This is a genomic window from Streptomyces sp. MUSC 14 (assembly GCF_001866675.1).
Taxonomy (GTDB): Bacteria; Actinomycetota; Actinomycetes; order Streptomycetales; family Streptomycetaceae; genus Streptomyces.
On the sequence record NZ_MLYN01000026.1, the window covers coordinates 51,124 to 65,676 of the forward strand.

Consider the following 14,553-nt stretch of genomic DNA (forward strand, 5'->3'; position numbering starts at 1 on the left):
AGCACAGGCCAAGGGGGCATAGCGGGTGGTTGTACGTCGTGATTCCGCTGTGGGCGAACAGAGCTCCGGCGGCCGTAAGAAAACCGGAAAAACGGTCAAACCGGCCGCCATGGCGGAGGCTGCCGAGAAACCGGTGAGGAAGGCCGCCGCGAAGGCTCCGGCGGCCGAGTCCCGCACGGCCCTGGTCCGCCGCGCCCGCCGCATCAACCGCGAGCTGGCCGAGGTGTACCCGTACGCCCACCCCGAGCTGGACTTCGAGAACCCCTTCCAGCTGCTCGTCGCCACGGTGCTGTCCGCGCAGACCACCGACCTTCGCGTCAACCAGACGACCCCGGCGCTCTTCGCCGCGTACCCGACCCCCGAGGACCTCGCCGCCGCGAACCCGGAGGAGGTCGAGGAGATCCTGCGCCCCTGCGGGTTCTTCCGGGCCAAGACCCGGTCGGTCATAGGCCTTTCCAAGGCCCTCAACGAGGACTTCGGCGGCGAGGTGCCCGGCCGGCTCGAAGACCTCGTCAAGCTGCCCGGAGTCGGCCGCAAGACCGCGTTCGTCGTGCTCGGCAACGCCTTCGGGCGGCCCGGGATCACCGTGGACACCCACTTCCAGCGGCTCGTACGGCGCTGGCGGTGGACCGAGGAGACCGACCCGGACAAGATCGAGGCCGCGGTCGGCGCGCTCTTCCCGAAGAGCGACTGGACCGATCTGTCCCACCACGTCATCTGGCACGGCCGCCGCATCTGCCACGCCCGCAAGCCCGCCTGCGGCGCCTGCCCGATCGCCCCGCTCTGCCCGGCCTACGGCGAGGGCGAGACCGACCCGGAGAAGGCGAAGAAGCTGCTGAAGTACGAGAAGGGCGGCTTTCCCGGCCAGCGCCTCAACCCTCCGCAGGCGTACCTCGACGCGGGCGGCCGGCCGGCCCCGCCGCTGGGGGCCGCGTGACGCGGCGATCCCGCCACGGAGCGGAGCGAACCCGCCGCGTGGCGGAACGATCTCGGGGCCCTCGGGCGTTGTACGGGCAGAGGCGAGGGGGCTGGGGCGATGACGACGGCCGGTGAGGCGCGGGGCGGTGCGGTGACGCTCAGCAAGGACGGGCTGCCGTACTGGCTGGCGCCGGTGGTGAAGGCGGCCGAGACGGTCGAGCCGCTCCAGCTGAGCCGCTTCCTGCCGCCGGAGAACGGCTCGGGGCGGAAGTCGGCCGTGCTGATCCTGTTCGGCGAGGGAGAGCAAGGGCCGGAGCTGCTGCTGATGGAGCGCTCCGGCTCCCTGCGTTCGCACGCCGGGCAGCCGTCCTTCCCGGGCGGCGCGCTCGACCCCGAGGACGGCGATCCGCGCGCCGACGGGCCGCTCAGAGCCGCGCTGCGCGAGGCCGAGGAGGAGACCGGCCTCGACCCGTCCGGCGTCCAGCTCTTCGGCGTGCTGCCCGCGCTCTACATCCCGGTCAGCGGCTTCGTCGTCACGCCCGTGCTCGGCTGGTGGCGCGAGCCCAGCCCGGTCGGCGTCGTCGACCCGAACGAGACGGCACGGGTCTTCACGGTCCCCGTGGCGGATCTCACGGACCCCGCCAACCGCGCCACCGCCATCCACCCCAGCGGACACCGAGGCCCGGCATTTCTGGTCGAATCGGCCCTCGTGTGGGGCTTCACGGCCGGCGTGATCGACCGCCTGCTGCACTACGCGGGCTGGGAGCGCGCCTGGGACAGAGAGAAGCGGGTCCCGCTCGACTGGCGGTCATGACAGGGTGTCGTCCGTGAATGTGCTGGACATCCTGTTGCTGCTCGCGGCCGTGTGGTTCGCGATCGTGGGGTACCGCCAGGGCTTCGTCGTCGGCATCCTGTCGGTGATCGGCTTCCTCGGCGGCGGCCTCGTCGCCGTGTACACGCTGCCTGTCATCTGGGACGCCGTGACCGACAAGGCGAACGTCGGCACCACCGCGGCCGTGGTCGCCGTGGTCGTCGTCATCGTCTGCGCCTCCGTCGGCCAGGCCCTGACCACCCACCTCGGCAACAAACTGCGCCGGCACATCACCTGGTCCCCGGCCCGCGCCCTGGACGCCACCGGCGGCGCGCTCGTCAACGTCGTGGCGATGCTGCTGGTCGCCTGGCTGATCGGCTCCGCCCTCGCCGGCACCACCCTGCCGACGCTCGGCAAGGAGGTGCGCGGCTCCAAGGTGCTGCTCGGGGTCTCCCGGGCCCTGCCCGCGCAGGCCGACACCTGGTTCGCGGACTTCTCCACCGTCCTCGCGCAGAACGGCTTCCCGCAGGTCTTCAGCCCGTTCGCCAACGAGCCGATCAACGACGTACGGCCGCCCGACCCGGCCCTCGCCGGCAGTCCGGTCGCCACCCGCGCCCAGCGCTCCATCGTCAAGGTCACCGGTACCGCGCAGAGCTGCGGCAAGGTCCTGGAGGGCACCGGCTTCGTCTTCGCCGACCGCCGCGTCATGACCAACGCGCACGTGGTCGGCGGGGTCGACGCACCGACCGTGCAGATCGGCGGCGTGGGCCGCAGGTACGACGCCAAGGTCGTCCTGTACGACTGGAAGCGCGACATCGCGGTACTCGACGTACCGGACCTGAGGGCGACCGCGCTGCGGTTCTCCGGCCATGAGGCGTCCGGCGGGGAGGGCGCGATCGTCGCGGGCTTCCCCGAGAACGGCTCGTACGACGTGCGCGCCGCGCGCGTGCGCGGGCGCATCACGGCCAACGGCCCGGACATCTACCACCGGGGCACGGTCAGCCGCGACGTCTACTCGCTCTACACGACGGTGCGCCAGGGCAACTCGGGCGGCCCGCTGCTCACCCCCGACGGCCGGGTGTACGGCGTGGTGTTCGCCAAGTCCCTCGACGACGCCGAGACCGGCTACGCCCTCACGGCGGACGAGATCCGCCCCGACGCGGACCGCGGTCGCATGGCGACCGAAGAGGTGGGAACGGACAGCTGCGCCCTGTGAGCCTCGGTGCGCCTCGGTGAGAGGCGCCCGAGGGGTCAGCCGCGCGGGTGGCGAAGGCGTACCGAGACCCAGCGGGCCCGGCGGCGCAGGATGCGCGGGATCCCTACGCGCAGGTCCGCTTCCGCGAGTTGCGGAGTGCCTCGCTGAGGCGTGCCCGGACCGGTGGCCGAGCGGCGGTTGCGGGGTGCGTCACTGTCGTGCGTCCAGCCCATACCCCGACGTGTGCCCCGCCAGAAGGTCGATAACCGCCTCCGCGCCCCCCAATTGGCCTATGCGGCAGGCATGTGGCCGTTCGAGGGACAAGTGTTCAGGAACCGGATACTCCACGCATCGAACCTGTTACCGTACGGTCATTGGCAGACCGTCACCCGCGGACCGTGGTCGTCACCGGTCGGGCTCGGGATCCTTCAGCCAGTTGACGAGTTCCGTGGAGAAGGCCACCGGGTCCTCCTCGTGGGGGAAGTGGCCGAGACCGTCGAACAGCCGCCAGCGGTACGGGGCTTCGACGTATTCGCCGGAGCCGGCCGAGCTGCGGGTGCGGGTCACCGGGTCGAGTGAGCCGTGCAGATGCAGGGTGGGCACCCGAACGGGTCGTTTCATCCGGCGGTTGAACTGGATGCCGTCCGGGCGGGCCAGCGAGCGGACCAGCCAGCGGTACGGCTCGATCGAGCAGTGCGCGGTCGACGGGATGCACATCGCGCGCCGGTACGTCTCCACCGCCTCGTCCTCCGGCGGGCGCGGCCCGGACCACTCCCGGATCAGCTGCCCCACCAGTTCGCCGTCGTTCGCGGTGAGTTGACGCTCCGGGATCCACGGCCGCTGGAAACCCCAGATGTAGGATCCGGCGGCCGTCTGCCGGAGGTCGCGCAGCATCGCCGCGCGCCAGCGCCGCGGATGCGGCATCGACACCACGGCCAGCCGGCGCACGAGCTTCGGCCGCATCGTCGCCGCCGTCCACGCCAGATAGCCGCCCAGGTCGTGACCGACCAGTGCCGCGTCCGGCTCGCCGAGCGAGCGGATCACGCCGGTGACGTCCAGCGCCAGGTTGGCGGGGTCGTACCCGCGGGGCGTGCGGTCGCTGCCGCCGACGCCCCGCAGGTCCATCGCCACCGCTCGGTAGCCCGCGTCCGCGAGTGCCACCAGCTGGTGCCGCCACGTCCACCAGAACTGCGGGAAGCCGTGCAGCAGCAGCACCAGCGGGCCGTCGCCGAGTTCGGCGATGTGGAAGCGCGCGCCGTTGGCGGCGACGTCCCGGTGACTCCAGGGACCGTCGATCCGTACGTCGGAAGGGGCAGGGTCGGTCATGACGACGAGCGTGCCACAGCTTCGATGGCGGTGGGGGTGCGGTCCTCGGGCAGCTCGGCGCGCGGGTGCGGCTTGGCGTTCTGCAGGACGCTCGCCGTCTCCTTCACCGAGGCGGCCACCTTCTGCGGGCCCTGGCTCCGCTTGGCCTTCTTGGCGAACACCAAGCCGATGAGCCCGAGCAGGATCGCGACGAGCACGTTGGCCGCGAAGGACAGCACGAAGCAGATCGCCAGGTTCCAGTGGCTCCAGGTCCGGATGCCGTAGGCCAGGGCGAAGTTGAGCATCGGCAGGGAGAACAGCAGCACCATGCCCGCCATCGAGAAGGCGCCGCCGCTGACCGCGCCGCGCTTCACGTCCTGCTTCAGCTGGGCCTTGGCCAGCGCGATCTCGTCGTGCACCAGCGCCGACATCTCGGCCGTCGCCGAGGCGAACAGCTGGCCGACGCTGCGTTCGGCGCCGACCGGGCTGCCGTCGGGTGCGCTCATCGCGTTCTCCCTCAAAGGTCTGACGTGCCGCAGGCGTCGGGCCCGGTCCGGCCACCCCGCTTGTGCGGCCGTCCGGCCCGGCCGTCCTGCTGTGTGGCCGTCTTGTTCTGTACCGTCTCGTCAGATCATGCCGGACGGTCGTCCTCCTCGCCTGCCCCGCCCGCCACTTCCGCAAGCCCGCCGCGGGCCACAGCGGCCCGCTCGGCGGCGATGCGCCGGTGCTCGGCGGCCTTGCGCTCGTGGATCTCGGCCATGCGCAGGTGGTACGCCGGGTCGTCCTGCTCGTACACGTCCGGGATGCCGTCGAGGTCGTCGTCGCGCTCCTCCTCCGCGCACAGCCTGCGGTACTTGGCGTTGCGTATCTTCAGCAGCACCGTCGCACACACCGCCGCGATCAGCGATCCGGTGAGGACGGCGGCCTTCACCTCGTCGGTGAGGACGGCGTCACCGGTGAAGGCGAGTTCGCCGATGAGCAGCGAGACGGTGAAGCCTATTCCGGCGAGCGAGGCCACCGCGAAGACGTCGGCCCAGGCGAGGTCGTCGCTGAGCGAGGCGCGGGTGAAGCGGGCGGTCAGCCAGGTGCCGCCGAATATGCCGAGCGTCTTGCCGAAGACGAGCCCGAGCACCACGCCGAGCGTCTCCGGCCTGGTGAACACGTCCCGCAGCGCCCCGCCGGAGACCATCACCCCGGCGCTGAACAGCGCGAACACCGGTACGGCGAGCCCTGCCGACAGGGGGCGCACCAGGTGCTCGATGTGCTCGCCGGGCGAGTGCTGCTCGCCTTCGCGGGTGGTGCAGCGCAGCATCAGTCCCATCGCCACACCGGCGATGGTGGCGTGCACGCCGCTGTTGTACATCAGCGCCCAGATCACCAGCGCGAGCGGCACGTACACGTACCAGCCGCGCACGCCCTTGCGCAGCAGCAGCCAGAAGACCACCAGTGCGGCGACGGCCCCGCCGAGGGCGGCGAAGTTCAGCCGGTCCGTGAAGAAGATCGCGATGATCATGATCGCGAAGAGGTCGTCGACGACCGCGAGGGTGAGCAGGAAGGCGCGCAGGGCGCTGGGCAGGGAGGTGCCGATGACCGCGAGGACGGCGAGCGCGAAGGCGATGTCGGTGGCGGTGGGCACCGCCCAGCCCTGGGTCGAGCCGTGTCCGGTGAGGTTGGTGAGGGTGTAGAAGAGCGCCGGTACGGCCATGCCGCACAGCGCCGCGACCACGGGCAGCGCGGCCGCCCGCGGGTCGCGCAGGTCCCCGGCGACCAGTTCGCGCTTCAGCTCGATGCCGGCGACGAAGAAGAACACCGCGAGCAGGCCGTCGGCGGCCCAGTGGGCCACGGAGAGGTTCAGGCCGAGTGCGCCGGGGCCCAGGTGGAAGTCGCTGACGGCCTCGTAGCTGTGGCGCAAAGCGGGGATGTTCGCCCAGACCAGGGCCGCGACGGCGGCGATCAGCAGCAGGATGCCGCCGACGGTCTCGGTGCGCAGCGCGTCCGCGACGAAGGACCGCTCGGGCAGGGACAGGCGTCCGAGGACCTTGCGGGGGTGGATGCGGGCGCGGGGCGCGGTCACGGCGGGACCTCCGGTGGGTAGGCAGGACGGCTCACTTCGCCGACCAGACTTCCCGGCACACCTTTGTCGCGCTCTTGACGCTTTACTTAGCTTACCTAAGATTGCCTGTTTACCCAAGAGCCGAGGGATGCGGTCCGGGACCGGTGATCCTCGCGCTGGACGCCGAAGGGGCACCCGGCGCGTCGGCCGGATGCCCCTTCGCGGGACGGTGCGGGTCGGTCCTCGGACCGTGCGGGTCAGTCCTCGCTGGACGCGGCCGGCAGCTTGGTCTGGATGAGGTCCATCACCGACGAGTCCGTCAGCGTCGTGACGTCTCCGAGCTGGCGGTTCTCGGCGACGTCGCGCAGCAGGCGGCGCATGATCTTGCCGGAGCGGGTCTTCGGCAGCTCGGCCACCGGCAGGATCCGCTTGGGCTTGGCGATCGGGCCGAGCGTGGCGCCCACGTGGTCGCGGAGCGCGCCGATGAGCGTGTCGTCCTCCGAGGCCGTGCCGCGCAGGATGACGAAGGCGACGATGGCCTGGCCGGTGGTCTCGTCGGCGGCGCCGACGACGGCCGCCTCCGCGACGGAGGGGTGCGAGACGAGGGCGGACTCCACCTCGGTGGTGGAGATGTTGTGGCCGGACACGAGCATGACGTCGTCGACCCGGCCCAGCAGCCAGATGTCGCCGTCGTCGTCCTTCTTCGCGCCGTCACCGGCGAAGTACTTGCCCTCGAAGCGGGACCAGTAGGTGTCGATGAACCGCTGGTCGTCGCCCCAGATGGTGCGCAGCATCGACGGCCACGGCTCGGTCAGCACCAGATAGCCACCGCCGCCGTTGGGCACCTCGTGCGCCTCGTCGTCGACGACGGTCGCGCTGATGCCGGGCAGCGGGGTCTGCGCGGAGCCGGGCTTGGCCTCGGTGACGCCGGGCAGCGGCGAGATCATCATCGCGCCGGTCTCGGTCTGCCACCAGGTGTCCACGACGGGGGTCCTGTCGGCGCCGATGTTCTTCCGGTACCAGACCCATGCCTCGGGGTTGATGGGCTCGCCCACCGAGCCGAGGACGCGCAGGCTGCTGAGGTCGAACTTCGCGGGGATGTCGTCGCCCCACTTCATGAACGTCCGGATCGCCGTCGGGGCGGTGTAGAGGATCGTGACGCCGTACTTCTGCACGATCTCCCAGAACCGGCCCTGGTGTGGCGTGTCCGGGGTGCCCTCGTACATGACCTGCGTCGCGCCGTTGGCGAGCGGGCCGTAGACGATGTACGAGTGCCCGGTGACCCAGCCGACGTCGGCCGTGCACCAGAACACGTCTGTCTCGGGCTTGAGGTCGAAGACCGCGTGGTGGGTGTACGCCACCTGGGTGAGGTAGCCGCCGGAGGTGTGCAGGATGCCCTTCGGCTTACCCGTCGTCCCCGAGGTGTAGAGGATGAACAGCGGGTGCTCGGCCTCGAACGCCTGAGGGGTGTGCTCCGCGGACTGCCGGCCGACGAGGTCGTCCCACCAGACGTCCCGCGTGTCGTCCCAGGCCACGTCCTGGCCGGTACGGCGCACCACCAGCACGTGCTCGACGTTGTCGACCTTGCCGATCGCCTCGTCCACGGCGGGCTTGAGCGCGGAGGGCTTGCCGCGTCGGTAGCCGCCGTCGGAGGTGATGACGACCTTGGCGTCGGCGTCCTGGATGCGCGTTGCGAGCGCGTCGGCCGAGAAGCCGCCGAAGACGACCGAGTGCGCGGCGCCGATACGGGCCGAGGCCAGCATCGCGATCGCGGTCTCCGGGATCATCGGCATGTAGATCGCGACCCGGTCGCCCTTGCGGACACCCAGCTCCAGCAGGGCGTTGGCCGCCCTGGAGACCTCGTCCTTCAGCTCCGCGTAGGTGATCGAGCGGCTGTCGCCGGGCTCACCCTCGAAGTGGATGGCGACCCGGTTGCCGAGTCCGGCCTCGACATGGCGGTCCACGCAGTTGTAGGCGACGTTCAGCTCGCCGTCCTTGAACCACTTCGCGAACGGAGGGTTCGACCAGTCCAGCGTCTCGGTCGGTTCCTTGGCCCAGGTCAGCCGACGGGCCTGCTCGGCCCAGAAGCCGAGCCTGTCAGCCTTGGCCTGTGCGTACGCCTCCGCGGTGACGTTGGCGTGCGCGGCCAGGTCGGCGGGCGGCGCGAACCTGCGTTCTTCCTTGAGCAGGTTGGCCAGGCTTTCGTTGCTCACGACATTTCCCTTTCGAAGGGTGTCTTTTGTGTCCCAGCCCACAGCTCATCAGACCCGGGGGTCCGATGACAAGGGTCGCCGCCCAAATTGGTGTAGACCTATCGGCAAACTATGGGCTCACACGGCACCATGGGCCTCCTCTCCTGCGAGGACGTCCTCTCCGAAGTCCTCTCCGACGTCCTCGAACACCCGGTCATCTTCCGCTTCCGCCAGCAGATATGCCCGCGCCTCGGCCACGTGGAAGTACATCCCGTGCAGCTCCAGCTCGCCCCTGCCCGACGCCCGCGCCACCGGCCCGTGCGCCCGCAGGTGCTCCAACTGCTGGACCACGTTGACCAGGCACAGCTGTTCCACGGCGTCCATGGCGTGTGCGACGTCCACCGTGGTCCGGCCGGTCAGCCGGGGCCGGGCCCAGCGGTCCTCCCGGGCCATCCGCGCGAGACTGGGCAGCCCGTGCCGGAGCCAGCGGCGCAGGGGCGTGGCCTCGGCGCCGACCGCGGCACCGGCTCCCGTCCCGGCCCCTGCTGCCGCGGAATCGCCGCTCCCGCCCTCGCACTTGCCGGACAGCAGCGCCTGCATCGCCCCGCATCCCGAGTGACCGCACACGGTGATGGAACGGACCCCGAGCACGTCCACCGCGTACTCGATGGCCGCCGCCACCGAGTCGTCGCCGTGCTCCTCGCCCGGCGGCGGCACCAGGTTGCCGACGTTGCGGACGACGAACAGGTCGCCGGGGCCGCTGGCGGTGATCATCGATGTCACGAGCCGGGAGTCGGCACAGGTCAGGAAGAGCTGTGCGGGCCGCTGGCCGTCCCGGGCGAGCCGCGCCAGCTCCGCCCGCACCAGCGGCGCCGTGTGACGCTGGAACGAGCTGATGCCACGCGCGAGTTCCCTCCCCGCCGCCATCTCGCCTGCCGTCTCCTGTTCTGCCGGAGAGGCCGGAGCGCCCGTGACGCAGTCCTGGTGATCACGCCACGGCGTCCAGGGCCGGCATCGGCAGAGCGCGGACCGGGCCGGGACGGTGACGGATCCGGCGGTCCGGATCCCGTCGCGTCGGCCCAACTCCACGGCGGCACGGGCGCCTTGAGGTCTGCGCCGAAAGGCCCTGTCGAGTCGGGGCGCCGACGGGACGCCGACGGCCGCCACCAGGGCGGCGAGGGCGGTGAGCGGCGGGTGCTGGGTGTGAGGGGGTGTGCAGGTCGGCATGGTCCCGTCTCCTCCGGGGCGGCGTGGTCGCGGACTGGGGCGGGAGAGGGACTCTCAGTAAATGAAGAGTAACGCAATGTAAAGAAGAGGTATAGCTTTGCGGGGCAAATGACGCACCAAATCCCCCGGATGGGCGAAGTAATCATTTGATCGGCTTGTCGTACTAATTCCCTCTCGGTCCCGTGCGACGTTGGCGGCGCTGTCGGTGCAAGCCCGGCAGATCGCCAGAGAACGGCCTCGTCAGCGTTTACCCGAGAGAAGGAAGAAGGTGGGCGGAACACATGACCGCCACCCAGAGGATCGCCGTCGGCGTCGTGGTCGCCGCGGCCTGTGCCTCGTCACTCGCCGGTTGCGCGACCGGCTCCCACGGTTCGAAGGAAGGGGCGCCCGGTCCGCAGAAGGCGGCGCCGCCGCCCCGGAGCATCGTCCGGCTGATCGGTGACGGATCCACCGCGTACACCGGCGCGCAGCCGCATCTGCCCAGACCGGATCGGCTGAAGCCCGGTCAGAAGCCCCCCCAGTTCGTCGTCTTCTCCTGGGACGGCGCCGGCGAGGACAGCCAGAAGCTGTTCTCGCACTTTCGTAAGGTCGCCAAGGAGAACCACGCGACCATGACCTTCTTCCTCAGCGGCGTGTACATGCTGCCGCAGGCCAAGCGCGACCTCTACAAGCCCCCGCAGCACTCCCCGGGCCGCTCCGACATCGGCTTCAACGACCAGAAGGGGATCGCCGACACCGTCAAGCAGGCGCGGCTGGCCTGGCTGGAGGGCAACGAGATCGGCACCCACTTCAACGGCCACTTCTGCGGGCCCGACGGCGGCGTCGGCACCTGGTCGGTGGACGAGTGGAAGAGCGAGATCGCCCAGGCCAAGCAGTTCGTGAAGACGTGGAAGACCAACACCGGCATGAAGGGTGCGGCTTCGCTGCCCTTCGACTACGACAAGGAGCTGATCGGCGCCCGCACCCCCTGCCTGGAGGGTCAGAAGAACTTCACGGAGGCGGCCCGTGAGCTGGGGTTCCGCTACGACTCCAGCGGGGTCGACAACCAGGTCTGGCCCAAGAAGAAGGACGGCCTGTGGGATCTGTCCATGCAACTGGTCCCCTTCCCGGGCCACACCTTCGAGCAGTTGACCATGGACTACAACTTCATGGTCAACCAGTCCGGCACCCAGACCCAGGGCGACCCTGGCAAGTTCGACTACTGGGGCGACCAGATGCGCGACGGCCTCGTCAAGGGCTTCTACCGGGCCTACGACGGCAACCGGGCACCGCTGATCATCGGCAACCACTTCGAGTCCTGGAACGGCGGCACGTACATGCGCGCCGTCGAGGACACGGTGAAGGAGGTGTGCAACAAGCCCGACGTGCGCTGTGTCTCCTTCCATCAGCTGGTCGACTGGCTGGACGCACAGGACCCGAAGACCCTGCAGAAGCTGCGCACCCTGACGGTGGGCGAGGCGCCCCGCCAGGGCTGGGCGTCCTTCCTCGCCGGCCGTCCGGCTCCGGCGCCCAGGGGTGTGCCCGGGGCGCCGGCGGTCAGGCCGTAGGCGGCAGGCGGGAGTTGCCGGCCGGGCGCGGTCAGGCGGGAGCCGTCACGCCCGCACCGGCGCTCTCGCTGAGCACGAATCCGGGGTCGACCTGCGCGGCCAGGTCGGCTCCCGTGCGTTCGTTGCCCCACGCCTCGGCGTTCTTCAGGTGGAAGTGCGCCATCTGGCGCGTGTAGCGCTCCCAGTCGCGCAGCTCGTACGTGGCGTCCACGGTGTCCTTGAGGGTGCGCAGGGCATGGGAGCCGGCCTCCTCCAGGAGATCGAACCGGGGCGGTCGCCCCTTCTCCATGGCGCGCACCCAGTCCGAGTACCCGACCGTGACGAGCAGGTCGTCCCTGACCTCCGCGCGCAGGAAATCGACGTCGTCCTGTTCCTGGATCTTGTTGCCGACGACCTTCAGGGCGACACCGAAGTCGCGGGCGTACTCCTTGTACTGGCGGTAGACGGAGACCCCCTTCCGGGTCGGCTCGGCGACGAGGAACGTCATGTCGAAGCGGGTGAACATGCCGGAGGCGAAGGAGTCCGAACCGGCCGTCATGTCGACCACGACGTACTCGTCGGGGCCGTCGACGAGGTGGTTCAGGAACAGCTCCACCGCTCCCGTCTTGGAGTGGTAGCAGGCGACCCCCAGGTCGGCGTCCGTGAAGGGGCCCGTGACCATCAAACGGACGGCACCGCCGTCGAGTTCCACCGGGCGCGCGCATGCGTCGTAGATCGGGTTCGGCTCGCTCACCCGGACCAGGCGCGAGCCTTCGCCGGGCGGGGTCGTCTTGATCATCGTGGCGGCGGAGGGGATGCGCGGGTTGGCGCCGCGCAGATGGTCCTTGATCAGCGGCAGCCGCTCGCCCATGGCGGGCAGCGCGGCCGCCTCCGCCTCGTCGAGTCCGAGTGCGGGACCGAGGTGCTGGTTGATGTCCGCGTCGATGGCGACCACCGGGGCGCCGACGGCCGCGAGGTGGCGGATGAAGAGGGAGGAGAGCGTGGTCTTGCCACTGCCACCCTTCCCGACGAAAGCAATTTTCATGTTCACCAAAGGTAGTCAGTTGATAGCTGTATGTGGCAGGTTGAGTGAAGAAGACCACTCCTTCGAGGGGTGGGGCGCTGTGGTGCGTAGTGTCGTACTCATGAGTACGACAGGCGCGACCGCCGATCCTCCCCCGAGCTCCCGGAAGAGCTCGAACAGCGGGGACCCCCTTGCGGCCCTGGGCTCGCTGCCCGGTGTGGCCGAGTCCGTGGAGTCCGTGCGCAAGGCCGTGGACCGGGTCTACGGGCACCGGATCATGCGGCGCCGGAGCGCCGAGATCACCGCCGAGGCGGCCCTGCGCGGCGCCCGCGGCTCCGCCGCGCTCTCCGGCGCCGACTGGGCTCTGGAGGAGGTGCGGCGGCGCACCGACTTCAGCGGTGACGCCGAGGCGCGCGTGGTGGGCGCGGCCCTGCGGCTGTCGGCCGAGGCGGGGCAGTTGCTGTCCATCTGGCGGCAGTCGCCGCTGCGGGTGCTGGCCCGCCTGCACCTGGTGGCCGCGGCCGGCAGCGGCGACGAGGTCGGCCGGCCGCGCCTGGCGGGCGAGGCGGTGGAGGAGCCGCTGATCGAGCTGCCGCTGCCGGACGCCGCGGAGGTCTCCGGCCGGCTGGAGGGGCTCGCGGACCTGATCATCGCCGGGACGTCCGCGCCCGCGCTGGTCACGGCCGCCGCGGTGCACGGCGAACTGCTCGCGCTGCGGCCCTTCGTGTCGCACAACGGTCTGGTCGCGCGCGCGGCCGAGCGGATCGTCCTGATCGGCAGCGGCCTGGACCCGAAGGCGATCTGCCCGGCCGAGGTCGGGTACGCCGAACTGGGCCGCGCCTCCTACCTGGCGGCCCTCGACGGCTACGTCTCCGGCACCCCCGAGGGCATGGCGGCGTGGATCGCCCACTGCGGCAAGGCGGTCGAGCTGGGTGTGCGCGAGTCGACGGCGGTGTGCGAGGCGCTCCAGCGCGGCGCGGCCTGAGGCGGCGCCCCGGGCGCGAGGAGTGCGTGGGAAGGGCCGGACAGGGTTGCGGCGGTACGAATTCTCGTACCGCCGCTGGCATGCTCACCCGGTTACCAAGCGTCCTCGATATGTGCCCATCAGGTCGGAGACTTTGCCCGCCACCTGGTGCTGCTGGCCCGTAATCGACGGGTCGACGTCGCGTGGGTACCCGATGTTCATGCGGGGGTCCGTGGGGCCAAGTGCGTAGTGAAAGGTGATCCTCTCGGATGTCCTTTGGTCTCGCGGGCCTAGGTTCTTTCTACCGCGAGCCCGGAGGAAGCGGAACCCCTGCCTGCACTTCTTTACTTTCAGGTTCAAACATGGGTGAAACGGGCGAAGTTCACGCCGTGCTGCGGCGTCGGCTGGCGTACCAGACGAGGCCGGCGGTCGCGGCCGCCGCTCCGACGGCCGCCGCCGCGACAAGTGCGGGGCGGGGCGGGACGGAGAGCGAGGGCAGCCGCTTCTTGAGCGGGACCGGCCGGCGGAACTCCAGAACCGGCCACCCGCGCGCGAGTGCCTCGCGGCGCAGCGCACGGTCCGGGTTGACGGCGTGCGCGTGCCCGACCGCCCGGAGCATCGGCAGGTCGGTCACCGAGTCGCTGTAGGCGTAGCAGCGGTCGAGGTCGTAGCCCTCGGACGCGGCCAGCTCGCGGACCGCCTCGGCCTTGGTCGGGCCGTAGGCGTAGTACTCCACCTCGCCGGTGAAGCAGCCGTCCTCGCCGACGACCATGCGCGTGGCCACCACCCGGTCGGCGCCCAGCAGTTCGCCGATCGGCTCGACCACCTCGGCGCCCGAGGTCGACACGATGACCACGTCCCGGCCGGCCGCGTGGTGCTCCTCGATGAGGGAGGCGGCCTCGTCGTAGATGATCGGGTCGATCAGGTCGTGCAGGGTCTCGGCGACGATCTCCCGCACCTGCTGCACGTTCCAGCCGCGGCACATCGCGGACAGATACTCGCGCATGCGCTCCATCTGGTCGTGATCCAGGCCGCCGGCCAGGAAGACGAACTGGGCATATGCGGTACGCAGCGCGGCTCTGCGGTTGATCAGCCCGCCTTGGTAGAAGGACTTGCTGAAGGTGAGCGTGCTCGACTTCGCAATGACCGTCTTGTCCAGGTCAAAGAAGGCTGCTGCGCGGGGCGAGGAGTGGTTTTCCACGCCCCTGAGCATAGGCGCCCACCATTCGGCGTAAGGTGGGGCGCGTGGGTTTGCCTGAGAAGGCTCTCGGGTACACCATGGAAGTCACGGATCGTTCGCGACCGTGCTAACCCGGTCCGGCTCCTCCCCCCCCGAGT

General features: G+C 70.5%; 11 protein-coding genes and 1 pseudogene. 5 read left to right on the plus strand and 7 right to left on the minus strand.

Annotated elements, in window-relative coordinates:
- Window positions 1–109: 109 nt before the first annotated feature.
- From nth to BIV25_RS17140, 3 genes are all read left to right on the plus strand, one after another.
- Window positions 110–937 carry an endonuclease III gene (nth, locus tag BIV25_RS17130; protein ID WP_071373212.1) on the plus strand — a complete coding sequence of 276 codons (828 nt, stop codon included), beginning with the start codon at window positions 110–112 and terminating at the stop codon, window positions 935–937.
- A gap of 99 nt (window positions 938–1,036) precedes the next feature.
- The gene (locus BIV25_RS17135) at window positions 1,037–1,732 is read left to right on the plus strand and encodes a CoA pyrophosphatase (RefSeq protein WP_071373213.1); all 696 of its coding nucleotides are present in this window, start codon (window positions 1,037–1,039) and stop codon (window positions 1,730–1,732) included.
- Window positions 1,733–1,745: 13 nt separating this feature from the next.
- Window positions 1,746–2,945 carry a MarP family serine protease gene (locus BIV25_RS17140; protein WP_071373321.1) on the plus strand — a complete coding sequence of 400 codons (1,200 nt, stop codon included), beginning with the start codon at window positions 1,746–1,748 and terminating at the stop codon, window positions 2,943–2,945.
- A gap of 384 nt (window positions 2,946–3,329) precedes the next feature.
- On the opposite strand, the gene BIV25_RS17145 is transcribed toward BIV25_RS17140, so the two are convergent.
- The 5 genes and pseudogenes from BIV25_RS17145 to BIV25_RS17165 all read right to left on the minus strand — a co-directional run.
- Window positions 3,330–4,250, minus strand: coding sequence for an alpha/beta fold hydrolase (locus tag BIV25_RS17145; RefSeq protein WP_071373214.1), 921 nt, complete (start codon window positions 4,248–4,250; stop codon window positions 3,330–3,332).
- Entirely contained in the window at window positions 4,247–4,735 is a 489-nt protein-coding gene (locus BIV25_RS17150; RefSeq protein WP_071373215.1) for a phage holin family protein, read from the minus strand. The genes BIV25_RS17145 and BIV25_RS17150 overlap by 4 nt, the downstream gene beginning before the upstream one ends.
- 125 nt (window positions 4,736–4,860) lie before the next feature.
- Entirely contained in the window at window positions 4,861–6,303 is a 1,443-nt protein-coding gene (nhaA, locus tag BIV25_RS17155) for a Na+/H+ antiporter NhaA (protein ID WP_071373216.1), read from the minus strand.
- A gap of 236 nt (window positions 6,304–6,539) precedes the next feature.
- Window positions 6,540–8,495, minus strand: a complete 1,956-nt coding sequence (gene acs, locus BIV25_RS17160) for an acetate--CoA ligase (RefSeq protein ID WP_071373217.1) — start codon at window positions 8,493–8,495, stop codon at window positions 6,540–6,542.
- Between the two features lie 117 nt (window positions 8,496–8,612).
- Window positions 8,613–9,620 (minus strand): annotated as a pseudogene (locus tag BIV25_RS17165) (carbonic anhydrase); the annotation flags it as partial.
- Between the two features lie 362 nt (window positions 9,621–9,982).
- On the opposite strand from BIV25_RS17165, the gene BIV25_RS17170 reads away from it, so the two are divergent.
- Window positions 9,983–11,248 (plus strand): hypothetical protein, encoded by a 1,266-nt coding sequence (locus BIV25_RS17170; RefSeq protein WP_071373219.1) that lies wholly within the window; start codon window positions 9,983–9,985, stop codon window positions 11,246–11,248.
- Window positions 11,249–11,279: 31 nt separating this feature from the next.
- Here BIV25_RS17170 and BIV25_RS17175 read toward each other — a convergent pair whose 3' ends face one another.
- Window positions 11,280–12,272: an ATP-binding protein gene (locus BIV25_RS17175; RefSeq protein ID WP_177235312.1), complete on the minus strand. Its 993-nt coding sequence runs from the start codon at window positions 12,270–12,272 to the stop codon at window positions 11,280–11,282.
- Window positions 12,273–12,372: 100 nt separating this feature from the next.
- On the opposite strand from BIV25_RS17175, the gene BIV25_RS17180 reads away from it, so the two are divergent.
- Window positions 12,373–13,236, plus strand: a complete 864-nt coding sequence (locus BIV25_RS17180; protein ID WP_071373221.1) for a Fic family protein — start codon at window positions 12,373–12,375, stop codon at window positions 13,234–13,236.
- Between the two features lie 361 nt (window positions 13,237–13,597).
- Here BIV25_RS17180 and BIV25_RS17185 read toward each other — a convergent pair whose 3' ends face one another.
- A complete protein-coding gene (locus tag BIV25_RS17185) occupies window positions 13,598–14,428 on the minus strand; it encodes an HAD family phosphatase (RefSeq protein WP_071373222.1) in 831 nt (276 codons plus the stop codon).
- Between the last annotated feature and the right edge of the window lie 125 nt (window positions 14,429–14,553).

Excerpts from the sequence above, each read along its gene's own strand:
- nth (WP_071373212.1), top strand. The coding sequence starts at position 110 with ATGGCGGAGGCTGCCGAGAAACCGGTGAGGAAGGCCGCCGCGAAGGCT.
- BIV25_RS17135 (WP_071373213.1), top strand. The coding sequence starts at position 1,037 with ATGACGACGGCCGGTGAGGCGCGGGGCGGTGCGGTGACGCTCAGCAAG.
- BIV25_RS17145 (WP_071373214.1), bottom strand. The coding sequence starts at position 4,250 with ATGACCGACCCTGCCCCTTCCGACGTACGGATCGACGGTCCCTGGAGT.
- BIV25_RS17150 (WP_071373215.1), bottom strand. The coding sequence starts at position 4,735 with ATGAGCGCACCCGACGGCAGCCCGGTCGGCGCCGAACGCAGCGTCGGC.
- BIV25_RS17170 (WP_071373219.1), top strand. The coding sequence starts at position 9,983 with ATGACCGCCACCCAGAGGATCGCCGTCGGCGTCGTGGTCGCCGCGGCC.
- BIV25_RS17175 (WP_177235312.1), bottom strand. The coding sequence starts at position 12,272 with ATGAAAATTGCTTTCGTCGGGAAGGGTGGCAGTGGCAAGACCACGCTC.
- BIV25_RS17180 (WP_071373221.1), top strand. The coding sequence starts at position 12,373 with ATGAGTACGACAGGCGCGACCGCCGATCCTCCCCCGAGCTCCCGGAAG.
- BIV25_RS17185 (WP_071373222.1), bottom strand. The coding sequence starts at position 14,428 with ATGCTCAGGGGCGTGGAAAACCACTCCTCGCCCCGCGCAGCAGCCTTC.